At 68.3% G+C, this 24,058-nt stretch carries 17 protein-coding genes and 1 pseudogene; 8 read left to right on the top strand and 10 right to left on the bottom strand.

Annotated features, from left to right (window positions below; all coding sequences use genetic code 11):
* Window positions 1-13 precede the first annotated feature (13 nt).
* The 8 genes from JYG32_RS30565 to JYG32_RS30530 all read right to left on the bottom strand — a co-directional run bounded on the left by JYG32_RS30565 (window position 14) and on the right by JYG32_RS30530 (window position 6,673).
* Window positions 14-406, bottom strand: coding sequence for an energy transducer TonB (locus JYG32_RS30565; RefSeq protein ID WP_213266081.1), 393 nt, complete (start codon window positions 404-406; stop codon window positions 14-16).
* A gap of 440 nt (window positions 407-846) precedes the next feature.
* Window positions 847-1,146, bottom strand: a complete 300-nt coding sequence (locus JYG32_RS30560) for a hypothetical protein (RefSeq protein WP_213266080.1) — start codon at window positions 1,144-1,146, stop codon at window positions 847-849.
* On the bottom strand, window positions 1,122-2,261 hold the full coding sequence (gene pqqE, locus JYG32_RS30555; protein WP_213266079.1) for a pyrroloquinoline quinone biosynthesis protein PqqE: 1,140 nt from the start codon (window positions 2,259-2,261) through the stop codon (window positions 1,122-1,124). Before pqqE ends, JYG32_RS30560 begins: the two co-directional genes overlap by 25 nt.
* A gap of 1 nt (window position 2,262) precedes the next feature.
* Window positions 2,263-2,544, bottom strand: coding sequence for a pyrroloquinoline quinone biosynthesis peptide chaperone PqqD (pqqD, locus tag JYG32_RS30550; RefSeq protein ID WP_096473550.1), 282 nt, complete (start codon window positions 2,542-2,544; stop codon window positions 2,263-2,265).
* Window positions 2,541-3,260 carry a pyrroloquinoline-quinone synthase PqqC gene (pqqC, locus tag JYG32_RS30545; RefSeq protein WP_213266078.1) on the bottom strand — a complete coding sequence of 240 codons (720 nt, stop codon included), beginning with the start codon at window positions 3,258-3,260 and terminating at the stop codon, window positions 2,541-2,543. The genes pqqD and pqqC overlap by 4 nt, the downstream gene beginning before the upstream one ends.
* 2 nt (window positions 3,261-3,262) lie before the next feature.
* On the bottom strand, window positions 3,263-4,186 hold the full coding sequence (gene pqqB, locus JYG32_RS30540) for a pyrroloquinoline quinone biosynthesis protein PqqB (RefSeq protein WP_213266077.1): 924 nt from the start codon (window positions 4,184-4,186) through the stop codon (window positions 3,263-3,265).
* 61 nt (window positions 4,187-4,247) lie between these two features.
* Window positions 4,248-4,322, bottom strand: coding sequence for a pyrroloquinoline quinone precursor peptide PqqA (gene pqqA, locus JYG32_RS30535; protein ID WP_006485436.1), 75 nt, complete (start codon window positions 4,320-4,322; stop codon window positions 4,248-4,250).
* A 332-nt stretch (window positions 4,323-4,654) separates the two neighbouring features.
* Complete coding sequence (locus tag JYG32_RS30530) at window positions 4,655-6,673, bottom strand: sigma-54-dependent Fis family transcriptional regulator (protein ID WP_213266076.1); 2,019 nt, start codon at window positions 6,671-6,673, stop codon at window positions 4,655-4,657.
* 316 nt (window positions 6,674-6,989) lie between these two features.
* Here JYG32_RS30530 and JYG32_RS30525 point away from each other — a divergent pair, with 316 nt between their 5' ends.
* Window positions 6,990-8,078, top strand: a complete 1,089-nt coding sequence (locus JYG32_RS30525; protein WP_213266075.1) for an alpha/beta fold hydrolase — start codon at window positions 6,990-6,992, stop codon at window positions 8,076-8,078.
* Between the two features lie 70 nt (window positions 8,079-8,148).
* On the opposite strand, the gene JYG32_RS30520 is transcribed toward JYG32_RS30525, so the two are convergent.
* Window positions 8,149-10,512 carry a TonB-dependent receptor gene (locus JYG32_RS30520; protein ID WP_213266074.1) on the bottom strand — a complete coding sequence of 788 codons (2,364 nt, stop codon included), beginning with the start codon at window positions 10,510-10,512 and terminating at the stop codon, window positions 8,149-8,151.
* Window positions 10,513-10,957: 445 nt separating this feature from the next.
* Here JYG32_RS30520 and JYG32_RS30515 point away from each other — a divergent pair, with 445 nt between their 5' ends.
* The 7 genes and pseudogenes from JYG32_RS30515 (at window position 10,958) to JYG32_RS30485 (ending at window position 21,496) form a co-directional block, all read left to right on the top strand.
* Window positions 10,958-12,679, top strand: a complete 1,722-nt coding sequence (locus JYG32_RS30515) for a methanol/ethanol family PQQ-dependent dehydrogenase (RefSeq protein ID WP_213266073.1) — start codon at window positions 10,958-10,960, stop codon at window positions 12,677-12,679.
* Window positions 12,680-12,798: 119 nt separating this feature from the next.
* Window positions 12,799-14,007, top strand: coding sequence for a c-type cytochrome (locus JYG32_RS30510; protein ID WP_213266072.1), 1,209 nt, complete (start codon window positions 12,799-12,801; stop codon window positions 14,005-14,007).
* A 96-nt stretch (window positions 14,008-14,103) separates the two neighbouring features.
* Window positions 14,104-14,418 carry a high-potential iron-sulfur protein gene (locus tag JYG32_RS30505; protein ID WP_213266071.1) on the top strand — a complete coding sequence of 105 codons (315 nt, stop codon included), beginning with the start codon at window positions 14,104-14,106 and terminating at the stop codon, window positions 14,416-14,418.
* The gene (locus JYG32_RS30500; protein WP_213266070.1) at window positions 14,402-16,309 is read left to right on the top strand and encodes a sigma-70 family RNA polymerase sigma factor; all 1,908 of its coding nucleotides are present in this window, start codon (window positions 14,402-14,404) and stop codon (window positions 16,307-16,309) included. Before JYG32_RS30505 ends, JYG32_RS30500 begins: the two co-directional genes overlap by 17 nt.
* Before the next feature lie 275 nt (window positions 16,310-16,584).
* A pseudogene (acs, locus tag JYG32_RS30495) lies at window positions 16,585-18,561 on the top strand (acetate--CoA ligase); the annotation flags it as partial.
* 222 nt (window positions 18,562-18,783) lie between these two features.
* The gene (locus JYG32_RS30490; RefSeq protein WP_213266069.1) at window positions 18,784-19,854 is read left to right on the top strand and encodes a porin; all 1,071 of its coding nucleotides are present in this window, start codon (window positions 18,784-18,786) and stop codon (window positions 19,852-19,854) included.
* A 235-nt stretch (window positions 19,855-20,089) separates the two neighbouring features.
* On the top strand, window positions 20,090-21,496 hold the full coding sequence (locus JYG32_RS30485; protein ID WP_174379784.1) for a methyl-accepting chemotaxis protein: 1,407 nt from the start codon (window positions 20,090-20,092) through the stop codon (window positions 21,494-21,496).
* 156 nt (window positions 21,497-21,652) lie between these two features.
* On the opposite strand, the gene pbpC is transcribed toward JYG32_RS30485, so the two are convergent.
* Entirely contained in the window at window positions 21,653-24,046 is a 2,394-nt protein-coding gene (gene pbpC, locus JYG32_RS30480) for a penicillin-binding protein 1C (RefSeq protein ID WP_213266068.1), read from the bottom strand.
* Between the last annotated feature and the right edge of the window lie 12 nt (window positions 24,047-24,058).

The following is a 24,058-nucleotide window of genomic DNA, read 5'->3' as shown; positions in this document are numbered from 1 at the left end:
ATGAAGTGTCCTGTCATTCGTCGAGATTGAACGTGATCGGTGCGCGTGCCCGTGTCGGAATCGGCACACCGTTCTCCCGATGCGGCGCGCAATGGCTCGCCAGCACCGCTTCGCTTGCCGCCGCGTCGAGACGCGGGTAACCGCTGCCGGTCGCGACACGCGCGGCAACGACCTGGCCCGCCGCGTCGGTCTCCAGTTCGACGAGCACGGTGCCGTGCTCGCTCATGCGCAGCGACTGCGGCGGATAGTCGGGCTTGACCAGCGCGCATTCGGGGTGTGCGACGAAGCGTGGCGTCGCGGGCGCGGGGGACGCTTGCGTCTGCGTCTGCGTCTGCGTCTGCGTCTGCGTCTGCGTCTGCGTCTGCGTCTGCGTCTGTGTCTGCGTCTGCGCGGCATTGGACGGCACAACGTTTTGCAGCGTATCGTGCCGCTCGACTGCCGCGGCGTCAGGCACAGGCCGCAACGGCGCAGAAGGCGCGTCGTGCACCAGCGGCCGGGCTCGAACAGGTGCGACCGGCTTTGTCGTTGACGATTCGCTGCTCGCCGACGGTCGGGACACGGGCGTCGCCCGACGCATCGCGTGCGACGCTGCCATCGACTTCGTCGCGGTCGTCGTCATCGTCGAAGCCTCCGGTGCCGGCGCAATCAGCGTCGCCTCCATCACCTGCCGTTGCACAGGCACACTGCGCACGACGTGTTCGCGTGCGATCAGCACAAACATACTCACATGCAGCACACACACGACAGCGACGACCGACGCGACGCGCACTCCGCGATGACAGGTGCGATCGCGGACGACACCGTTCGCCCCGCCCACCGCTCGCGCACCGAAGGCAGCGGTGCTCATCACGCCCCTCGCCCCGCGTTCACACATCCTCGCTCATGCGCACCATCTCGCCGCCATGAAGAGGACTGCGTATCGATCGCCACGATGTTCATCGCTTCGCCTCGTTCGCTCCCGCCGCTGTCGTCGCTGTCGTCGCTGTCGTCGCTGTCGTCGCTGTCGTCGCTGTCGTCGCTGTCGTCGCTGTCGTCGCTGTCGTCGCTGTCGTCGCTGTCGTCGCCGTCGTCGCCGTCGTCGCCGTCGTCGCCGTCGTCGCCGTCGCCGTCGCCGTCTGTCGTCAGCAGTCGCACGCCGCCCCGCATTGCGAGAGCGAATTCTCCTTGCTGCGAAACACCAGCGGCTGCTCGTCGCGCGGCGCGGGTCGCCGCGCGAATTGCACCGCCTGCTCGACCTGACCGTGATGCGCGGACTTCGCGCATACCGGATCGGCTTCCTTCGGGTCGCCGGCCAGCAGATACGCCTGGCACCGGCAGCCGCCGTGATCCGTATGCCGCTCGTCGCACGTGCGGCACGGCTCGCGCATCCAGTCGTCGCCGCGAAACGCGTTGAACGCGTCGCTGTCGTACCAGATTTCCTTCAGCGACCGGTCACGTACGTTCGGCAGCGCAAGCCCCGGCAGCGAGCGCGCGGCATGGCACGGCAGCGCGGTGCCGTCCGGTGCGACGCCGAGAAACACCGAGCCCCAGCCGTTCATGCACGCCTTCGGGCGCGCCTCGAAATAGTCGGGCACGACGAACAGAATCCGGCAGCGCTCGCCGACCAGCTTGCGATAGCGGTTCACCGTTTCCTCGGCCTCGCGCACCTGCTCGACGGTCGGCATCAACTGATCGCGGTTCAGCATCGCCCAGCCGTAATACTGCGTATTCGCCAGCTCCAGGTAATCGGCGCCGAGATCGAGCGCCATCTCTATGATCTGTCCCACGTGCGGCAGGTTGTAGCGATGCAGCACGCAGTTGAGCACCATCGGGTAGCCGTGCGCCTTGATCAGCCGCGCGACGCGGTGTTTCAGCTCGAACGTGCGCGTGCTGGTCAGGAAATCGTTCAGCTCGCGCGTCGAATCCTGCAGCGACAACTGGATGTGGTCGAGCCCGGCCGCCTTGAGCCGCTCGATGCGCGCGACGTTCAGCCCGATGCCCGACGTGATCAGGTTCGTGTAGAAGCCGAGCCCGCGCGCATGCGCGACGAGCGTCTCGAGGTCGCCGCGCTGCAGCGGCTCGCCGCCCGAGAAGCCGATCTGCGCGGCGCCAAGCGCACGCGCATCGCTGATGACCGCGCGCCACGCATCGGTGTCGAGCTCCGCGCCGTGCGTCGCGAAGTCGACCGGGTTGTAGCAGAACGCGCAATGCAGCGGGCAGCGGTACGTGAGTTCCGCGAGCAGCCACAACGGCGCGGACGGACGGGAAGTGTCGGGTGCCATGTCAGTCGAGCCAGCCGCGCAGCCGCGCATGATCGAGGAAACGGTATACGTCGGAGGCAAGGTCCGACGTGCTGAACAGGCACTCGAGTTCACCGATGATGTCGTCGAGTTCGCGCGTGCCGTCGCAGCGCACGAGAATCTCGGCAGCGCTCGGGTTGAGCTTGACCATGCCTTCCGGATAGAGGAGCACATAGGCATCCTGGGCCGCCTCCCACTGCAGGCGGTACAAGCCCCTCAGGCAGGGGCGCAGCGGCACGCCGCTGGCGGCATCGATCGCGTTCATACGGGGTAGGCCTTTTCGACGGCGTCGAGGATCGACCACAGGATGTCCAGCTTGAATTGCAGAATGCCGAGCGCGCGCTGCTGGGCATCCGGCGTCGTGAAATGCTGCAGCGTGACCGCCAGCCCATGCTCGACATCGCGCTGCGCGAGCGGCACGCGGCTGCGGAAGTAATGCAGCCCTGCCGGCTCGATCCACGGGTAATGCGACGGCCAGCCCGCGAGCCGGTCGAGATGGATCTGCGGCGCGAACATCTCCGTCAGCGACGAGCACACGGCTTCCTGCCACGGCGCGCGCCGCGCGAAATTCACGTACGCGTCGACCGCGAAGCGCACGCCGGGCAGCACGTGTTCGAGCGACCACAGCTCGGCGCGATCGAGACCGCACGCCTCGCCGAGCCGCACCCATGCCTCGATGCCGCCTTCGTTGTCGCCCTGCCCGTCGTGATCGATCAGCCGCTGGATCCACCGGCGCCGCGTGTCGCGGTCGGGGCAGTTCGACAGGATCGCCGCATCCTTGAGCGGGATGTTGATCTGGTAATAGAAGCGGTTCGCGACCCAGCCGCGGATTTGCGCGGGCGAACACGCGCCGCTGTTGAGCCGCCGGTTGAACGGGTGATGGATGTGATAGCGCGATTCGAGCGCGCGCAAACGGGCCTCGAATTCGGTCGCGTTCCAGGGCGTCGCGTGCAACGCCGTAGCGGGGATCGGTGCGTTCATGGTCAGACCTGGAATTGCATGCCGTCGTGCGCGACGTCGATGCCGTGCGCGCGCAGGTGTGCGTGCTCGACCGAATGCGGGTCGAGAATCGGGTTGGTGTTGTTGATGTGCGTGAGCACCTTGCGCGTGCGCGCGGGCAGCATGTCGAGCCAGTCGATCATGCCGGGCTGCCCGTGCTCCGCGCACTGCGCGAGATGCCCCATGTCGGCCGCGTGCTTGCTCGACAGGCCGAGGTCGATCATCTCGGTCCCGGTCCAGAACGTGCCGTCCACCAGTACGAGATCGGCGCCGTGCATCGCCGCGCGCACGTCGTCGGTGATGGCCGCGAGCCCCGGTGCATAGAACGCGCGCCGGCCGCTCGCGACGTCTTCGATCGACAGCGCGATGTTGTCGCCGGGCGCGGCCGACGCGCGCCGCGGCGAATAAGGCGGCGCCTTGCTGTCGACGGGAATCGCGGTAAAGCGGATCCCGCTCGCCGCCGGCACCGTGAACGGCTCGCCGAGCGCGATCGTGTGCGCGGCGACGCCGCAGTAGTGGCCGAGCAGCGGCACGAGCGGCAAGCCGGTCGACAAGTCGTCGAGCACCGGCGCGCTCGCGTAGAGCGGCAGCGGCGTCGAACGCTCGCGCAGCATCAGCAGGCCCGTCACGTGATCGATCTGCGCGTCGCACAGCACGACGGCGGCGATGCCGCTGTCGCGGATCGCGCGCGCCGGCTGCAGGTCCGGATCCGCGCGCAACTGGGAAAGAATGTCGGGCGACGCATTGACGAGAATCCAGTCGATGCCGTCGTCGCTGACCGCGATCGACGACTGCGTGCGCGGCAGTACATGGCCGCTTCCGCTGCGCGCGCGGCGACAGTTCGCGCAATTGCAGTTCCATTGCGGCAGGCCGCCGCCGGCTCCCGAGCCGAGTATCTTGATCTTCATGGGCATCAGCTCCCGAGGCCGCCCGCGCCGACCACGGCGAAACGGGCGGCACGCGCGGCGATCAGCGGTTGGCGATATACATCGTGATTTCGAAGCCGAAGCGCAGGTCGGTGTAAGACGGGGTCGTCCACTGCATGATGTGTCTCCTTGTTGAGTTGATGAGTCGCGTCGGTGAATCCGACAACCGCGGCAATCGAGCGGTCGGTTCCTCTTCAGCAAGGAGCGTGCCGAAGCCGTACCTTGCCCGCCCGACGGCGGCACATGGCCGTCACCCGGGCATCGGGACGCAATTCTTACGATTAGCCGACACGATTCGCGCGGATGCGATTCGCCGCCCCGGCGGCACGATGCGCGGGGGCGGTGACAGGTGTTGAAACGTTGAACACCGGTGTTGCAACTTGACACACCGGCTGTGACAGGTCGCGCGCAGCGCACCGGCCGCGCAACCGCGATCCCGCGGCCCGCGCGTCAGCTTTCGTCCGACGGGTGGCGCTCCGCGTCGGCGGCCGGCATCTTCCGGTAGATCGTGTTGCGCGAGACGCCGAGCGCGCGCGCCGCGGCGGACACGTTGCCGCCGTGGCGGGCCAGCGCGGCGGCGATCGCGGACGCGGCGACGTCCTGCAGACGCGCGTCGGCGGGCGGGAACGCATCCACCGCGCACGGTGCGGCGGAAGGGTCGTGCGCGGCCTGCCCGGCGTGGGCATCGCCGCGGCGCAGGTCGTCGAAGAAATCGTCCGGCAGGTGCTCGCGCCGGATTTCGCCATCGTCGTCGACCATCGCCGCCGCCGTGCGCAGCAGGTTGCCGAGTTGGCGGAAGTTGCCGGGCCACGTGCAGCGCACGAACAGCGCCATCACGTCCGGCGCGACCGACAACGGCGGCCGGTCGGGGCCCGCGAACGCTTCGCGCTGCAGCATCTTCTGCACGACGACCGCGAGATCGGTGCGGTCGCGCAGCGGCGGCAGGCGCACCACGAGGCCGTTCAGCCGGTAGTAGAGATCCTCGCGGAAGCGGTTCTGCGCAATCATGTCGCGCAGGTCGCGGTGCGTCGCGCAGATGATCGCGATATCCACGGCGATCGTCTTCGTCGACCCGAGCGGGTTGACGAGGCGCTCCTGCAGCACGCGCAACAGCCGCACCTGCAGCGGATACGGCATGTCGCCGATCTCGTCGAGGAACAGCGTGCCGCCGTTCGCCTGCAGCAGCTTGCCGATCGCCCCCTTGCGGCGCGCGCCGGTGAAGGCGCCCTCCTCATAGCCGAACAGCTCGGATTCGATCAGCGTCTCCGGAATCGACGCGCAGTTGACCGCGACGAATGGCGCGTCGCGCCGCGGCGAGTCGTTGTGGATCGCCTGCGCGAGCAGTTCCTTGCCGGTGCCCGTCTCGCCGGTGATCAGGATCGGAATGTCCTTGCCGATCACCTTGCGCACCTTCGCGATGACGCACGCGACCTGCGGATCGCCGGTGTCGAGATAGTTGAGCCGCGACAGGCCCGCCGACGTGCCCGCCGCCGGCGCCGGCACCGCGTTCGCGCGCGCGGCCGGCGCGAGCGCATCGTGGACGTCCGTCGGCCGGCTGCCTTCGGCGAGGGTCGCACGCCGGAAATGCACGCGCGCACAGACCACCGCGCCGTTGCCGAGATTCAGCATCAGGTGCCGGTCGGTGCTCGCACGCATGCGGTCGATCAATTGCGCGCTCGTGATGTCGAACAGCGACGACAGCGTGTGCGCGCGCAGCGCGGCGAGCGGCATGCCGAGCTGGAACTGCGCACTGCGATTGGCCGACAGGAAGCGGCCGTCGGCGGTGAACGCGACGATCCCCTCCATCAGCGTGCCGAGAAACTCGGGGCGGCCGTGGAACGACACCTGCAGCGTTTCCTGAAAGGTCGTCGTAAACAGGTGATTCTCGATCATCTGCACCGACATCTTCGCGAGCGCCATCGTATGCTGGTGATAGCTCCGGTGGTCGCCCGTCACGTCGAGCACGCCGATCGCGTCGCCGTACGGATCGAGGATCGGCACGCTCGAGCAGGTCAGGAAGCGGTTCGCGGCCAGGAAGTGCTGGTCGCCGTGCACGACCATCGCGCACAGCTCGGCGAGCGCCGTGCCGATCGCGTTGGTGCCCTGCCGGCTCTCCGCCCAGTTCGCGCCCGGGCGCAGCGCGACCTTCTCCGCGCGCTGCAGGAAGTCGTCGTCGCCGATCGAATGCAGGATCAGCCCTTCCGCATCGGTCAGCACGATCATGCTCTGCGTGTTGACGATCTGCTCGTGCAGCGTCTCCATCACCGGCATCGCGTGCACGCACAGCACGCGGCTCTGCTCGCGCTTCAGCACCAGCGCCGCGCTCGACAGCACGTCGTAGTCGGGGCGTGCCGATACCTGCAGGCCGAACGTCTCGGACCGCTCATGGGCTTTCTGGATCGACGGCGCGGGCCAGCCGGCGGGATGCGCGGCCCGTGACCCGGCCGCCTGCTCTACGTCATCGCGCATTGTCTCCTCCGGGGATCCTTCCGGTCATCTGCCGGACTCTTTGCCGTCATTGCAAGCAAGCATTGGGCCACGCGGGCGGCGCGGCGCAAATTGAAAGCACGATGTAAGACACCATCCGATCGTGGCCGCGCATGTCGGGTCGCCCGACAGCCCGGCCTTCGTGATACCGCGATTGCCCGACTCGCGGCTACCCGTGCGATTCCCGATCTTCGCGGCTGGCGCGGTTCTGGCTTTGCTTCAAATCAAGCACAGCGGTTGCCCGGACACACACGCGGCCGAGTGACGGTTGTCCCGATTCCGCCCGAGCCACATCGACATGACGCCTGCCCCGATTCGACCCACACCGTCGCCCGCGATGCCGGCCTCGTCTGCCGCGCCTCGCGCGCCTGTATCACCCGACGCACCCGCCGTACCCGCTACGCCTGCCATACCCGACGCACCTGCCATACCCTCTTTGCCTGCCGCGCCCATACACCGGCGCCTGCACCGCGATGCGCACTCGATCGCGTTCGCCGTGGCCGGCGCCGCGCACGGCCACCCGGTCGTCGTGCTGCACGGCGGGCCCGGCAGCGGCAGCCAGGCCGGTATCCTGCGGCTGTTCGACCTGACGCGCGTGCGCGTCGTGCTCGTCGACCAGCGCGGCGCGGGCGCGTCGGCGCCGCGCGGCGGCACGCGTCACAACAACACCGCGCGGCTGATCGGCGATCTGGAGGCGGTGCGCGAGCAGCTCGGCATCGCGCGCTGGGGCGTCGTCGGCGGATCGTGGGGCGCCGCGCTCGCGCTCGCGTATGCGGGCACGCATCCCGCGCAGGTGACCGGCGTCGTGCTGCGCGGCCTGTTCCTGACGTCGCCACGCGAAGTCCGCCGCCTGTTCACCACGTCGCGCACACGCGCGCCCCGCGAATGGCAGCGCCTGTGTGCGGCGGCCGGCTGCGGCCAGCCGGATCGCCTGCTGTCGTGCTGCGCGCGGCGGCTGCGCCCCGGCGCGGGCGCGGCCCGGCAGCGCGCGGTGGCGCTCGCGTGGCGCGCATACGAAAACGCCGTCCTCGCGTCGTCGCAAACGCGCCGCTCGCCCGCGCACGCGATCCGCTCGCACCAGGTCGTCAGCCGGCTGATCGACAAGTACCGGATCCAGGCGCATTACCTGCAGCGCGATTGCTGGCTCGGCGAGCACCGCGTGCTCGCGCTCGCACGTCGTGCGACAGAGGCAGGCGTGCCGCTGTTCGCCGCGCACGGGATGCGCGATCCCGTTTGCCCGGTCGGCAACGTCGTCCGCCTCGTGCGTGCCGCGCCCGAGGTCGACATCGAGCGCGTGAACGCCGGACACCTGGCAAGCGACCCGGCGTTGGCACGCAGCGTCGCCCGCGCGGTGCATGCGATGTTCGCGGCGGCACCGTTCGCGTGACGGCGCATGGCGAACCCGGCCCGCCATCTGTTCACGTCGTCACGCGACGACACGCATCGCCGCGCAACCGTCAATCCCACGCATAACGCACGCCGACCCACGCGCCGCGCGGCGCGCCCGGTCCGACGAACTGTTCGTTGACCGGATTCGCGCCGTCGAACGTGTGATTCGGCCCGTTGAAGAAGTTCCGGCCGAGCGCGCCGAAGCTCGCGTAGCGTTTGTCGAACAGGTTCGTCACGCTCGCGAATACCTCGAACCGCTTCGTGATCCGATACCGCATGTCGAGATCGACGAGCACGTAGCCCGCGATCCTGCCGTTCACGTCCTGGTTGTTCTCGTCGCCGCGCGCGTACACGCCGCTGCGCCACGTGACGTTCGCGCCGATGTCCCACGCGGGCGTCGCCGCGTAGTCGAGCCGCAGCTTCACCGTGTGCGCGGGAATGCCGGGGATACGGTCGCCCGCCTTGACCGTCACGTTGCCGTGCGCGTCCGCCGCCGAGTTTGCCGCGCTGTGTTCGGTCCACGAAGAACGGTAGGTCGCATCGACATGGCTGTACGAGAGCCCGACGCCGAGCGGGCCGAGCCGCGTGCGGCCCGCGAGCTCGATGCCCTGCCGCCGCGTATCGCCGACGTTGCGGAAATAGCCCTGCGCGCTCGCCGGACTGCCGATGAACTGGATGTCGTCCGTCAGCGTCGTGCGATAGGCGGCGGCGCTCCAGGTCGTCGCGGCGCCGATGCGGCCGCGCGCGCCGATTTCGAACGTCTTCGAGATCACCGGCTTGAGCGCCGGGTCGGCGATGAAGTCGTTCGGCAGCGAGCACGGCGCGGCAGGATCCGCGCACGCGAGTTCGATCGCGGTCGGCGAGCGCATCCCTTCGTTGTAGGTCGCGTAGGCGGTAAAGCCCGCGACCGGGTTCCAGTTGAGCCCGACCGCCGGGTTGAAGCGCGAGAACGTATGGTTGCCGTCGAGCAGCGGCTGCACGCCGCTCTCGTCGCCGATCTGCGACTTCGACCAGTCGTAGCGGCCCGACAGCGTCAGCGTCCAGTGCCGCGTCAGCGACAGCGCATCGCTCAGGTACACGCCGAGGTTCGCGTTGCGCGTCTTCGCGTTCGTTTGCCGGACGAAATCGCCGATGCCGATTGCCGCGCGCGTGTCGGTGAAATACGCGTCCTGCGACGACGCGACGTAGCTCGAGTTCGCGAAATCGGCCGCGACGCCGGCGACGAGCTGGTTCGACATCCCGCCGAGCTTGCCGAGCAGCGTGAGCTGCAGGCTGCCGCCGTAGCTGTCGGTGACGATCGTCGATTGCGCGTTGCTGCCCTGCACCGTGTCGACCGTGCCGTCCGCGCCGACCGAACCGAAGTCCGTATTGTTGTTGCTGCTGAGGTTGGAATTGCGCAGGTGCCGGTAGTACGCGTTGCCGCTCAGCTCGACGTGCTCGCCGAAGAAGCGGTCGCCCGACAGCGTCAGGTACTCGGCGCTGTTGCGGTTCCGGTCCGGATACGTGTACGCCTGCTTCCGGTTGTCGAGAAACGAGCGCGGGATCGTCTGGGTGCCGTACAGCGCGTTGTCCGCGCCGCCCGCGGCGATCGACAGCGTCGTGTCCGCATCGGTGTAGCGCAGCTTGCCGAACGCCTGCCGCACGCGGCTCGCGTTGTGGTCCGCCCAGCCGCCGTCGTTCGCGACGTTCGCGGTCGCGTAGTAGTCGAGGTTCGAGTCGATCGTGCCGCCCTGCTCGATGCCGGCGGTCTTGCGGCCCCACGAGCCGCCCGACAGTTCCACCTCGCCGCCCGGATTCGACTTGCCGTTCTTCGTCGTGATCGCGAGCGCGCCGCCGAGCGTATTGCGTCCGTACACCGGATTCGAGCCCGGAATCAATTGCATCCGGTCGATCGCCTGGGTGGGCAGGATGTCCCAGTTCACGACGTCGCCGAACGCCTCGTTCACGCGCACGCCGTCGACGAACACCGACAGGCCCTGCGGTGTACCGAGCAGCGGCGACGCGGTGAAGCCGCGATAGTTGACGTCCGCCTGGTACGGGTTGCCCTGCGCGTCCGAGATCGTCACGCTCTGCAGGTTCGCCGCGAAGAAATCGGCCAACGTCGCGCGGTGCTGCGCATCGAGTTCCGCCGCGCGCACCGTCTGCACGTTCGCCGGCACTTCCGACAGCGGCGTGCCGATTCCGAGCAGCGGCGTCGTGCCGACGACGACCACCGCAGGCAGCGTGTCGGCTGACGCTGGCGGCACGGTGGCGACGGCCGGCGGCGCGGCGGCGCCCGCCGCTGCGGTGCCGTCCGCATGCTGCTGCGCGCGCACACCACCCGGCGACAAGCCGAACAGCGCGATCGCGCCAAGGGCCGCGCCGACGTGCCCCGCGCGCCGGCCGCCCCGCATCGCGTTGCCCCGCCCGGCTGCCTTTGGCCTCCTGATCATTTCCGTTGTCTCCGTCTTCGTGTCCCGCCGTGGCGTGCCGTGCACCGCGCGGCGATATGTCGTGTTGTCGCAAAGCAAGCTTGCGATAACCGTGCCAACACCGCCGGCGCAGCACGCGCAAGCGTCGCCGCCCACGCCGCGCACCGTTTCCGAGCGGCATATGCGCGTGCGGCGGTTCACCTGTCACGGGTGCGACGCCACCTGTCATGTTTGGCAACACCTCGCGCGCGGCGGTGTACCTGAATGCAACACCTTCGTTGACGCCGCTGCGCGACGCCTTCGACGCCCCACAGCGCGCGACAGGCCCGTGTGCCGCGTTACGCAGCCCTCGCGCCGCGATGGCATGCGACTTGCGTGAACGGCAGCGCACTCGGCCCGGAATCCCACCGTGCCGGCGCGACGAACCGTTCGCGGCGGTGCGACCACAATGACTCAGGAGACAACCATGAAGAAACTCTCGGTTTCAGCGAGCCGGCTGGCGACGATCGGCATCGCGGCGGCAGCAGCCGTCGCGCTGAACCCCGGCCTCGTCGAAGCGGCCACGGACTACCCGGCCGTGACCTACCAGCGGCTGACCGATGCGCACGTCGACCCGGGCTGGCTGACCTACTACCGCACCTATGACGGCCGGTCGCATTCGCCGCTCAAGCAGATCGACACGTCGAATGCGAAGAATCTCAAGCAGGTGTGGGCCTACAAGTTCCCCGCCGACCTGAAGCAGGGCTTCGAAGCCACGCCGATCGTCAACGGCAGCTATCTGTTCGTGACGACGCCGAAGGACAACGTCTACGCATTCGACGCGAAGACCGGCAAGCAGCTGTGGAAATACGAGCCGAAGCTCGGCGCGGCATCGTTCAAGACCGCGTGCTGCGACGTCGTCAACCGCGGCGTCGCGCTGTACGGGAAGAACGTCTACGTCGCGATGCTGAGCGGCGAAGTCGCGGCGCTCGACGCGCAGACCGGCAATCTCGTATGGAAGAAGCAGATGTTCGAGCCGGGCCTCGGCTATGCGTTCTCGCTTGCGCCGCTCGCGCTCGACGGTGCGATCGTCGTCGGCACGTCCGGCGGCGAATACGGCATTCGCGGCTACATCGCCGCGCTGAATCCGGACGACGGCTCGGAGGTCTGGAAACGCTACACGATCCCCGGCTCCGGCGAGAAAGGCGCGGAGACCTGGCCGGACGGAATGCAAAGCCACGGCGGCGGCGCCGCCTGGCTCACCGGCACGTACGACGCCGCGTCCCGCACGCTGTACTGGGGGGTCGGCAACCCCGGCCCGTGGCTCGCGGCGCTGCGCCCCGGCGACAACCTGTATTCCGACTCGCTGCTCGCGCTCGATGCGAAGAACGGCAACCTGAAGTGGCACTACCAGTACACGAGCAACGACACGTGGGACTACGACGGCGTGAACGCCGCCGTCCTCGCGGACATCAAGTACAAGGGCAAGGACTACGACGCGATCATCCACGCGGACCGCAACGGCTTCTTCCATGCGATCGACCGCACGACCGGCAAGCTGATCTATGCGACGCCGTTCGTGAAAGCGCTGTCGGTCACCGGCTACACGGCCGACGGCAAGCCGATCCAGGACGCATCGAAGTTCCCGAAGGCCGGCACGACGATCGAAACGTGCCCGAGCTTCCTCGGCGGCAAGAACTGGTGGTCGATCTCGTACGACCAGGAACGCAACATCGCGGTCGTGCCCGCGCTGCACGCGTGCATGAGCCTGACCGGCAAGTCGGTCAGCTACATGGAAGGCCTGCCGTATCTCGGCGAAGGCTTCGAGATCAAGCCCGAACCGGGCAGCGAGGGCTACGGCGAACTGACGGCAATCGACGTGAACACCGGCAAGAAGCTGTGGAGCCACTGGTCGAAGAAGCCGTGGAACGGCGGCGTCGCGACCACCGCGAGCGGCCTCGCGTTCAGCGGCTCGCTCGACGGCCACCTGTACGCGTTCGACACGGCGACCGGCAAGGTGCTCTGGGAAAGCCCGCAACTCGCGAGCGGCATCATTTCGCAACCCTCGGTGTATGAGGTCGACGGCAAGGAGTACGTCGCCGTGCTCGCCGGCTACGGCGGCGCGAACCCGATCTGGGGCGGCCCGATGGCCGACATCGCGAAGGACGTTCCGCGCGGCGGCACGCTCTACGTGTTCGCGCTCGACTGATCGGGCCAGAGGCCTGTTCGCAGGCCCGCTACCAGCGTGAACAGGCCCCGGCCCCGGTCGCGCCCGCATGCGCCCGATGCGGGCGCGACGCCCCAACCGCTTCAACCGGACACACGATCATGACTACTCGTCTCACTCCCGTTACCGTCGCCAGTCTGCTCGCCGTGGGCGTGGCGCTGACACCGGCAGCCGCGTCGGCCGGCGTGCGCATCTGCACGCTGCCCGGCAGCCCGACCACGGCGCTCGACCGATCCGTTGCGCGCGAAGTGTTCCGCACCGCAGGCATCGCCGCATCGTTCAACAAGCGCGGCGTCGACGACGATGGCGGCGACGACGGCATCTCCGCCAGCGAGCTGAAGAAATCGCTCGAACGCAACTGCGATGTGATCGCCGGCTTCCCGCGCTCGGCGATCGCCGATGCGTCGGCGTCCAGAATGACGTTCTCGCAGGGCTATTTGCGCTCCGGCTACGTCAACGTGTCGCTGCGCAACGCGCAAGCCCCGTCCGGTGCCAAGGAAACGATCGCGGCCACGTATGGCAGCCCCTCGCAGTTGATCGCCGCGCAGCAGACGAACGCCCGCTTCGATCTCGAAAACACGAGCGAGAAAACGATCGGTGCGGTCGCCGCAGGCCGCGCACAGCGCGCCATCGTCTGGTATCCGAGCGTCGTCGCGTATGAGCGTGCGCATCCGAAACAGCGGTTCCAGGTTGCGGCGACGTCGTCGCCGTACTCCGACTGGCAGCTTTCGTTCGCATTCGGCCCGGGCAAGGAAGCGCTGCAGAAGCGCATCGACGCGACGTTGTCGCGGATGAACGGCAACGGCCGTCTCGCCGCGCTCACGCGCGGCTGGGCACTTCCGGAAACGGTCGCGCAAGCGACGGGGATGCGTGCGCCCGGCCGGTTCCTCGACGGCGCGGTCGCATCCGCGCAATCGCAGCCGGCAAAGAGCGGCTTCATCAAGGTTTCGACCAGCGAAGGCAGCGACATACCGCCGTTCGAGCAGGCGCAGGTGCAGCATGGCAAGAAGATCTATGCCGATGCCTGCGCGAAATGCCACGGCGACCAGCTCGAGGGCAATACCGCCCCCGCACTGAGCGGGGAAGCCTTCGCCCCCGAAGGCAAGTCGCACATCACGGTCGGCGGCATCTACCAGTACATGTCGAGCAACATGCCGGCCGATCGCCCCGGCAAGATGACGGAACAGGAATACGAGGACCTGATGGCGTTCCTGCTTTATTCGAACGGCTACGACACGTCGAAGAGCAAGCTGACCGCCGATATCGCCAACGCGTCGAAGGCGCCGCTTATCGCCGGACCGCGCAAGTAACGTTCCCGCCCCTTCGTTTCGGTCGACCCGCCGCGCCGGGAAGCATTCCCGGCTCGCGGGCAGATTTTTTATTTTCATTTCATTCAGGAAAACGACATGATCTCCCGCAATCGCAGAACCTTCATCGTTCAGACCGCCGGCCTGTGTACCGCGCTCGCGGCCGGCACCCGCGCATTCGCGGCAGCGCCGCCCGTCGACGAAAACGACGCGGCCGCGAAGACGCTCGGCTACCGCGCGAAGGCGACGACCGTCGACGCGGGCAAGTTCCCGAAGTACCAGGCGGGCCAGACTTGCTCGAACTGCCGCTTCTACAAGGCCGGCGCCGGCGAATCCTCCGGCACGTGCCCGATGTTCGCTGGCAAGGCGGTTGCCGCCGAAGGCTGGTGCAACGTCTATGCAAAGCTTGCTTGATCCCGGGCACGCGCGCGGACACGACAGTGCGCCGCGCGGCGGCGCGAACGCCGAGCGCGCGGAACATCTGCATGCGCTGATCGCACTGGGCATCGATCGCGGCTACGTGACGCGCGGCGAAATCGTCGATGCGTTGCCCGACGATGCCGCTGACGGCGCGGATTTCGACGCAGCCGCGTCGATGCTCGGCGAGCTGGGGATCGAGATGCGCGAGCACGTCGACTCGCGAAGCGCATGGACGCTCGATCGTCATTTCGCGCGAGCGACGGACGCGACGTCGCCGCTTGCCGACGCATCGGCGCCGCTCGCGACCGCCGATCTGCTCGCGGGCCGCACGAACGATCCCGTGCGCATCTACCTGCGGGAAATGAGCGTGACGCCGCTGCTCGAACGCGACGAAGAGATCGCGCTCGCGCTTCATCTGGAACGCGGCCGCGCAGCGTGTATCGACGCATTGAGCCGCGACCCGGCCGCGCTCGACGTCGTCGCGTCGATCGCCGGCGACATCCGCGCAGGCAAGGCGGCGGCGGCGGTCTACGTGACGGGCTTCGTCGGCGACGCCGAATCGCTTGCGGAAGCGCCCGCGATTTTTCCCGAGGATTCGCCCGGGAACGCAACGGCGCCCGATTCGATCATGGAATCACCGGCGCCGGAAGACGACGCCGACTGCTCGCTGGACAGCCCGGCGTGGCGCGATACCGTCGTTGAATCGCTCGAGCGCGCCGGTGCGCTGGCATCGGCGATGCGGCACGCATTGCGCGTCGACGGTTTCGCGTCGGCCGGTCACCGGGCGCTGCTGCGCGAGGCCGCCGCGTTGACCGGCACGATCCGCTTCACGTCGCGTGCGATCGAACGCATCGGCCACACGATTTGCGAACGCGCGACGCAAGCGCGCAAGTTCGAACAGCGCATCGTCGAAACCCTGGCCGAATCGGGCATACATACCGAATCGCCGCGCCGCGACCTCTTCACGCCGTGCGACGACGTGCGCGCATGGCTGCGCGAATGTGTCGCCACGCATCCCGAATGCGCCACTGCGCTCGCTCGCCGTGCACCGGCGCTGATCGAAGCACGCACCGCGCTCGCGCGTCTCGCCAGCCAATCCGTCGTGCCGCTCGACATCGCGATCGCGATCGACGCGCGACTGTCGCGCGTCGATCGTGCGATGCAGCCTGCGAGAACGAAACTGTTCCAGAGCAATCTGCGGCTCGTCGTGTCGATCGCCAAACGCTATCCCGATCGCGGCTTGCAGCTTCTCGACCTGATCCAGGAAGGCAATATCGGCCTGATGAAGGCCGTCGATCGCTACGACCACCGGCGCGGCTTCAAATTCGCGACGTATGCGACCTGGTGGGTCCGGCAGGCAATCACGCACGCGATCGCCGATCAGGGCCGGACGATCCGCGTGCCCGCACATACGGTCGACGCGATCAACAAGCTGTCCCGCCTCGCGCGAACGCATGCGCAACAGACCGGCCGTGCCGCCGACGCACCGGCGCTCTCCACGCAGATGCAGTTGCCCGTCGACAAGGTCCGCGAACTGATGAGCATCGTGCGCGAGCCCGTCTCCGCAGACATGCCCGTTTCGCCCGATCACGACCTCACGTTGTGCGACGTCGCGATCGACCACGCCGCGCCGACGCCGGAAGAATCCGCGAGCGCCCGCCAGCTCCGCGCCGCGGTGGCGACGCTGATCGACCGCCTGCCGGCGCGCGAAGCGTGGATTCTTCGCTTGAGGTACGGCATCGACGTCGAAAGCGAGTATTCGCTGCGCGAAATCGGCCGACAACTGAACCTGTCAGCCGAACGCGTTCGCCAGATCGAAGTGTCGGCGCTCGAACGGATCAGACAATTCAGGCATGCCCCGGCGCTTCGATCGCTGATCGCCTGACGCGGCCATGCCGCCCCACCGCGCTCCGGATCGCGTGGCCGACCACCTTCCCCGCCGCGCGCCGCCTGTTGAGGACTGCAACACAACGTGCTGCATTTCTGAACGACCGGCCGCATCGCGCCACTAGCCGCAACGTCGCCCGTTCGATCGGATCGATCGGAAAGCGCACGGCTGCCGCGGCTTTCGCTGAATGCGCGCATCGATCGCCGCTGCTGGCATGCATGTTGCGTTTTCTCGAACGCAGCCCGGTATCCCAAGAACGCATGGAGACACGCTTGTCCACGATCGAATCGGTTCTTCACGAAACCCGCCAGTTTGCGCCGCCCGCGGCGCTCGAACAGGCGGCGACCATTTCCGGCATGCCGGCCTATCGCGCGCTCGCCGCCGAGGCCGAGCGCGATTACGAAGGCTTCTGGGCGCGTCTCGCGCGCGAGGGCCTCGCGTGGCACAAGCCGTTCACGAACGTGCTCGACGAGTCCAACGCGCCGTTCTACAAGTGGTTCGACGACGGCGAGCTGAACGCGTCGTACAACTGCCTCGACCGTCACGTCGAAGCCGGCAACGGCGAGCGCGTCGCGGTGATCTTCGAGGCCGACGACGGCACCGTCACGCGCATCACCTATGCCGAGCTGCTGGCGCGCGTATCGCGCTTCGCGAACGCGCTGAAGAAACGCGGGATCGGCAAGGGCGATCGCGTCGTCATCTACATCCCGATGTCGATCGAGGGCATCGTCGCGATGCAGGCCTGCGCGCGCATCGGCGCGACGCACTCGGTCGTGTTCGGCGGCTTCTCCGCGAAATCGCTGAACGAGCGGCTCGTCGACGTCGGCGCGGTCGCGCTCGTCACGGCCGACGAGCAGGCGCGCGGCGGCAAGACGCTGCCGCTCAAGAGCATCGCCGACGAGGCGATCGCGATGGGCGGCTGCGAAGCGGTGAAGAGCGTGATCGTCTATCGCCGCACCGGCGGCAAGATCGACTGGCATGCCGAGCGCGACCTGTGGATGCACGAGGTCGCGGACGGCGAGTCCGACACGTGCGCGCCGGAATGGGTCGGCGCCGAGCATCCGCTGTTCATCCTGTATACGTCGGGCTCGACCGGCAAGCCGAAGGGCGTGCAGCACAGCACGGGCGGCTACCTGCTGTGGGCCGCGCAGACGATGAAGTGGACCTTCGACTGGAAGCCGACCGACGTGTTCTGGTGCACGGCGGACATCGGCTGGGTCACCGGTCACACGTACATCACGTATGGCCCGCTCGCGTGCGGCGGCACGCAGGTCGTGTTCGAGGGCGTGCCGACCTACCCGGATGCCGGCCGCTTCTGGAAGATGATCGGCGATCACAAGGTCAGCGTGTTCTACACCGCGCCGACCGCGATCCGCTCGCTGATCAAGGCCGCCGAAGCCCACGACAAGGTACATCCGAAGAGCTACGACCTGTCGAGCCTGCGCATCATCGGCACCGTCGGCGAGCCGATCAATCCGGAAGCGTGGATGTGGTATCACAAGCACGTCGGCCAGGAGCGCTGCCCGATCGTCGATACGTGGTGGCAGACCGAGACGGGCGGGCACATGATCACGCCGCTGCCGGGCGCGACGCCGACCGTACCCGGTTCGTGCACGCTGCCGCTGCCGGGCATCATGGCCGCGGTGGTCGACGAGACGGGCCAGGACGTGCCGAACGGGCAAGGCGGCATCCTCGTCGTCAAGCGCCCGTGGCCGGCGATGATCCGCACGATCTGGGGCGACCCGGAGCGTTTCAAGAAGAGTTATTACCCGGAAGAACTCGGCGGCACACTCTACCTCGCCGGCGACGGCACCGTGCGCGACAAGGACACCGGCTACTTCACGATCATGGGCCGGATCGACGACGTGCTGAACGTGTCGGGCCATCGGCTCGGCACGATGGAAATCGAATCGGCGCTGGTGTCGCACGAGCTCGTTGCCGAGGCGGCCGTGGTCGGCCGCCCGGACGATACGACGGGCGAGGCGGTCGTCGCGTTCGTCGTGCTGAAGCGTTCGCGTCCGGAAGGCGAAGAGGCCGCGGCGCTCGCGAAGACGCTGCGCGACTGGGTCGGCAAGCAGATCGGGCCGATCGCGAAGCCGAAGGACATCCGTTTCGGCGACAACCTGCCGAAGACGCGCTCGGGCAAGATCATGCGGCGCCTGCTGCGCTCGCTCGCGAAGGGCGAGGCGATCACGCAGGACACGTCCACGCTCGAGAACCCGGCCATCCTCGACCAGTTGAACCGGTCGATGCAGCCCCGCCCGCTCCGCCGGGCGCTCCGCTTCGTCGCGGCGCCGGATCACAGTCGCGTACCCGCTCTCCACGCCGGGCACGCGGCCGCATTCCGGCCCGCACGACGCACCGCCGTGCGTTCCCCGACAGCACGGCAGACAGGCGGCATGCATTGATTCCGCCATCTCAGCATTGATTAGTCATACGTATTACAACACTCAACAAAACGGAGACAGACGATGAAGATAAAGACAGGGACGGTTTGCGCGGTGCTGCTCGGCGCGGCGGTGACCACGAGCAGTTTCGCGCAGAGCAGCGTGACGCTGTACGGCGACCTCGATGCCGCGTTGCTTTACACGAACCGTTCGCTCAACGCGACGACCGGCGCCAACGCCGGCCGCCAGTTCGCGCTGACCGACACGGGCATGACGCCGACCAACTTCGGCATGACGGGAACCGAGGATCTCGGCGGCGGGCTGCACGCGAAATTCAAGCTGGAGAGCGGCTTCAACATCACGGACGGCGCGTTCGGCCATTCGAACGGCAACTTCTTCGGCCGCCAGGCGTGGGTCGGGCTCGGCGGCGGATTCGGCGAGACGAAGGTCGGCCTGCAGTTCTCGCCGTTCGTGCTCGCGGTGCTCGGATCGGATCCTCGCAATGTCTCGCACTTCGGCGCCGCGCTGATCCCGTACGTCGACAACGTGCTCGTCACGGGCCTCTTCAACCCGAACGCGATTTCGTACACGAGCCCGACGATCGCCGGGATGACGGCCAGCGCGATGTTCGGATTCGGCGGAAAGGCCGGGGACTTCCAGGCGGGACGCCAGTATTCCGGCAGCCTCACGTATACGAACGGCGGCTTCATGCTCGACGCGGCGCTCTACGACGGCAACGGCGGCACGTCGCCGACGCCGGTTTCGAGCACGGTCGCGTTCGTCGGCCGTACGATCGGCACTGCATACACGTTCGGGCCCGTGACCGGCAAGGCGTCGTTTACGAGCTACAAGGTCGCCGGCTCGTTCAGCAACAACGTGTACAGCGCCGGCCTCGACTATCGCGTCACGCCTGCCCTCGACCTGAACACCGGCGCGTGGTACACGATCGATCGCAACGATTCGCACAATCATTCGCTGCTCGCCGCGGTCGGCGCCGATTACAGCCTGTCGAAGCGAACGGGCCTTTATGCGCAGGTCGGCGTCGTCAACAACCACGGCGCGATGGATACCGGCCTCGGCATCACGGGCGGCGCGTTGTTCGGATTGCCCGGCACGACGGTCGGCGCCAACGTCGGCATCCACCACGTATTCTGACGCGGCGCATCCGGACGGGCGATCGGCGCTCGCTCGTCCGGCCCCCGCCGTCGGAAGACGGCCGCCTCGAAAGCGGGGAACGCGGGAAACGCGCGGCGCTGGCCCGACCGTCCGGATTGCCGATCTAGACGTTTACCCGATCTCAAGTCGGCGGCCGCGCTGCCGTCAAGTCAGGAGCGCACGCCCAATATCCATCAGAGACCGGGCATGCGTGCCCACAAGGAGACCCAGCAACGTGAACCTCTTCGGAATCGGCCGCGGCCGCCGTTCATCGCGCGCGCTCGTCGGCGACATCGCCGAGCAGGCCGGCAAGCTCGGCATCGAGATCTGCGACGTGTCGGGCCACGTCGAGGAAGTCGCCGCCCGCGTCGCCAGGCAGGCCGAGGTCTGCCACACGCTGCGTGAATCGGCCGCCGTCACGCTGCGCGGCAACCACCGGATCGCCGAGGCCGCGCAGCAGGTGCGCACCGTCAGCGCCAATGCGTCGAGCGCGGTCCAGCAGTCGCAGCAGACGATCGAGGCATCGCTCGCCGACATCCACGGCCTCGTCGAAGGCGTCACCACGGTCAGCAACCAGATGGGCGCGCTGCGCGACGCGCTCGATCACGTGCGGGCCGTGTCCGAGGAGATCTCCGTCATCGCCCGCCAGACCCACCTGCTCGCGCTGAACGCCGCGATCGAGGCCGCGCGCGCCGGCGAGTCGGGCCGCAGCTTCGCCGTCGTCGCGGCCGAGGTCAAGAACCTGTCCGCGAAGACCGGGCAGGCGACGGCCCAGATCGAGACGACCCTCGCGCGCCTGGCCGAGCAGACCGAACACCTGATCGCGGAGGGAACCGACAACGCCGCGCGCGCCCATCGCGTCCGCGAGGGCACGCGCACGATCGGCGAGGTCGTGCATTCGACGGGGCACGCGATCACCGAACTCGCCGGCGAGGCCGAACAGATCGCGTCGCTGACGGACGAGATCGAGACGCAGTGCCACCGTCTCGAGGAACAGGTTGGCGAAATGGCGTCCGGCGTCGAGGATTCGAGCGACAACTTCTCGCAGGCCAAGGACCGGCTCGGCAACCTGCTCTCCGTCTCCGAGACGCTCATCGAACTCACGGCCGCGACTGGCATCGAATCGCCCGACACGCGCTTCATCGAAACCGCGCGGAACACGGCCGCCGCGATCGGCAAGCTCTTCGACGATGCGGTCGCGCGCGGCGATATCGCGCTCGACGCGCTGTTCGACGCGAACTACGTGCCGATTCCCGGCACCGATCCGCAGCAGTTCATGACGCGCTTCACGGCCTTCACCGATCGCGTGCTGCCGGCCGTCCAGGAACCTGTGCTGGAAATCGACGAGCGCATCGTCTATTGCGCCAGCTTCGACAAACATTGCTACCTGCCGACCCACAACCGGAAGTTCTCGCTGCCCCAGCGCGCGGACGCCGCGTGGAACGCGGCGAACTGCCGGAACCGCCGGATCTATACGGACCGGACGGCGCGCACCTCCGTGTCGCATACCAAGCCGTTCCTGCTGCAGACCTATCGGCGCGACATGGGCAACGGCAACTTCGCGCTGATGAAGGACGTTTCCGCGCCCATCGTGGTCGGCGGACGGCAATGGGGTGTCCTGCGGATCGGCTACAGCGCATGAACCGGCGATAGCAGGTCGCGCGCGCGGCGCCCGCACCGCCGCACGGAACGCCCCGCCCGGACAGATCGCACAGCGAGCGCCCGCTCCGGCGGTCTGACCTGCTTCGCCGCGTTTGTCTGCTCGTGGGCGCGATCGCCGCGATCGATTCCGTCGCGCTTACTGTTCGAGCCCCACCGCCAGCGGCCGCTGGTCGCTGCGGCCATGATCGTCGACCACCCGCACCGTAAAGCTGCCGGCCGTACGCGGCTGCCAGAACAGCGCGTCGCCCGGCGCGCTGCGGCCGACATACGCATCGTTGACGAACCAGTACAGCGCGTGCGCGCTCGCGTCGGCCGTCGCATTGAACGCGATACGCGTATCGTCCGTGCGCTTCACGCGCATCGCATACGTACTGCCGCGCAGCGGCGACGTGATGCGCGGCGGATCGCCGTCGACCTGCCCCGCATCGCGGCAGTCCGCGTTCTGCGGCGGCCGCCGGCGCGGAATGCCGGCCTGCGCGAACACCTGCTGCAGGTCCGACGGCCAGAACTCGAAGATCTCCGTGTGCGTACGCTTGCCGTCGTACGGCGGGCATGCGGCCTTCCCCGTCGCGTCGTCGATCACGACGGGCCGGTGCACGGTGCTCACGCGGATCGGCGACGTGCCCGGAATGAACCACGTCCAGCCCTGCTGCGGGCACCACTCGTTCGGCAGCTCGCCGCTCGCAAGGCAGATCCGCACGCGCTTCAGGCGCGGCGGCACCGCGCGCGGCGTCTCGACGAGCGAGCGCTCGGCGTTCAGCGCGTCGACGACCTGGAAGAACAGCGGCGCGGCCGCGTCGACGCCGACGAACGCCGTATTGGTCGAGTTGTCGAAGTTGCCGACCCACACGACCAGCACATACGGGCCGAACACGCCGGCCGTCCACGCATCGCGGAACGACCAGGACGTGCCGGTTTTCCAGTAGACGGGCACGCCCGACGGCTGCGCGCCGCTCGTCTCGTCGGGGCGCAGGTGCTGGCGCAGCATGTCCATCGTCATGTAGCTCGCCTCCGCGCTCAGCAGGCGCCGGCCGGGCGCGGCCGGTCCGTCCGCGCGCAGCCGCAGCGGCCGGAACTCGCCGCGATTCGCGAGCATCGCGTAGAGCGCCGCGAGATCCTGCATCGTCACTTCGCCGCCGCCGAGCACGAGCGCGAGCCCGTAGTGCTGCGCGCTCGCGAGCCGGCGCACGCCGGCTTCCTGCAGGAATCGGTAAAGATCGGGCGACTTGAGCTGCGACGCGACCCACACGGCCGGCACGTTGCGGCTGCGGTTCAGCGCGTCGGTTGCCGTGATCGGCCCGAGGAAATGGCCGTCGAAATTCTCCGGCGCATACGGGCCGAACGCGGTCGGCACGTCGCGCAGCACGGTCTGCGGATGCAGCACGCCCTGGTCGAAGCCGAGCGCATAGATGAACGGCTTGAGCGTCGAGCCCGGCGAGCGCCGCGCGAGCGTGCCGTTCACCTGACCGTCGATCGTGCGATCGAAGAAGTTCGCCGAACCGACCAGCGCCTTCACGCCCATGTCGCGCGTATCGACGAGCAGCGCGGCCGCGTTGCGCACGCCGCGCGTATCGTTGCGTGCCACGTAGCGCGCGATCTGCCGTTCGAGCGTGCGCTGCAGATCGAGATCGAGCGTCGTCACGAGCCGCACGCCGGCATCGTCCGCGGTCGTGCGCCACGCGCGGCGCGCGGCGAGCGCCTGGTCGACCGCGTGCGGCGCGTCGAACGGCAGCGCGGACAGCGGCCGCATCGCGAGCGGCAACGCGAACAGCGGCTTGAGCGACGCATCGCTCGGGTGTGTCATCAGCCAGCGCGCATACAGCCGGTTGCGCGACGCCGCCAGCGCGCGGTTGATCTCGTCCTGCCCGCCGCGCACGCGCCGCGCCGGGTCCTGCGGAATCACCGCGAGCGCGAGCGCCTCGGGCAGCGTCAGCGCGTCGGGCATCCGGTCGAAATAGACGACGCTCGCGGTGCCCGCGCCTTCGACGTTGCGGCCGTATGGCGCGTCGTTCAGATAGGCTTCGAGAATCTGCCGCTTCGAGTAAAAGAGTTCGAGCTGCACCGCGCGCGCGACCTGCTCGAGCTTGCCAGCCGGCGTGCGCGTGTTCAGCCGCCACAGCGAGCGCGCGAGCTGCATCGTCAGCGTCGAGCCGCCCTGCGGATTGCCGCCGCGCACATACGTGATCCACGCGCCGCGCGCGAGCCCGTACGGGTTGAAGCCCGGATGCCACCGGAACCAGCGATCCTCGTGCAGCATCACGGCTTCGACGAGCTGCGGCGACATCCGGTCGAGCGGCACCCACAGCCGGTAGCGGTCGTCCTTCGCGAGCGTCACGCGCAGCAGCCGGCCGTGCGCGTCGACCACCGCGACCGACGACGGCTTCCAGTCGCGCAGCGGCGGATGCGGCCACAGCCGGCACGCGGCCAGCGCGCCGAACACGAGCAGCGCGCCGGCGATCCAGTTCTGCCAGCGATGCAGCCAGCGGCCGGCACCGTGCAGCGCGCGCCGGAGCGCCGATGCGTCAGCCACGCGCGGGCGCTC

This window comes from Burkholderia pyrrocinia (assembly GCF_018417535.1).
Taxonomy (GTDB): domain Bacteria; phylum Pseudomonadota; class Gammaproteobacteria; order Burkholderiales; family Burkholderiaceae; genus Burkholderia; species Burkholderia pyrrocinia_E.
The sequence above is the reverse complement of the archived record's forward strand: the minus strand, read 5'-3'. Positions and strand labels throughout refer to the sequence as shown.

Coding starts and splice junctions, on each gene's coding strand:
- JYG32_RS30505 (WP_213266071.1), top strand. CDS start 14,104: ATGATCTCCCGCAATCGCAGAACCTTCATCGTTCAGACCGCCGGCCTG.
- JYG32_RS30515 (WP_213266073.1), top strand. CDS start 10,958: ATGAAGAAACTCTCGGTTTCAGCGAGCCGGCTGGCGACGATCGGCATC.
- JYG32_RS30530 (WP_213266076.1), bottom strand. CDS start 6,673: ATGCGCGATGACGTAGAGCAGGCGGCCGGGTCACGGGCCGCGCATCCC.
- JYG32_RS30560 (WP_213266080.1), bottom strand. CDS start 1,146: ATGCGGGGCGGCGTGCGACTGCTGACGACAGACGGCGACGGCGACGGC.
- JYG32_RS30525 (WP_213266075.1), top strand. CDS start 6,990: ATGACGCCTGCCCCGATTCGACCCACACCGTCGCCCGCGATGCCGGCC.
- pqqB (WP_213266077.1), bottom strand. CDS start 4,186: ATGAAGATCAAGATACTCGGCTCGGGAGCCGGCGGCGGCCTGCCGCAA.
- pqqC (WP_213266078.1), bottom strand. CDS start 3,260: ATGAACGCACCGATCCCCGCTACGGCGTTGCACGCGACGCCCTGGAAC.
- pqqE (WP_213266079.1), bottom strand. CDS start 2,261: ATGGCACCCGACACTTCCCGTCCGTCCGCGCCGTTGTGGCTGCTCGCG.
- JYG32_RS30510 (WP_213266072.1), top strand. CDS start 12,799: ATGACTACTCGTCTCACTCCCGTTACCGTCGCCAGTCTGCTCGCCGTG.
- JYG32_RS30520 (WP_213266074.1), bottom strand. CDS start 10,512: ATGATCAGGAGGCCAAAGGCAGCCGGGCGGGGCAACGCGATGCGGGGC.
- JYG32_RS30500 (WP_213266070.1), top strand. CDS start 14,402: ATGCAAAGCTTGCTTGATCCCGGGCACGCGCGCGGACACGACAGTGCG.
- JYG32_RS30490 (WP_213266069.1), top strand. CDS start 18,784: ATGAAGATAAAGACAGGGACGGTTTGCGCGGTGCTGCTCGGCGCGGCG.
- pqqD (WP_096473550.1), bottom strand. CDS start 2,544: ATGAACGCGATCGATGCCGCCAGCGGCGTGCCGCTGCGCCCCTGCCTG.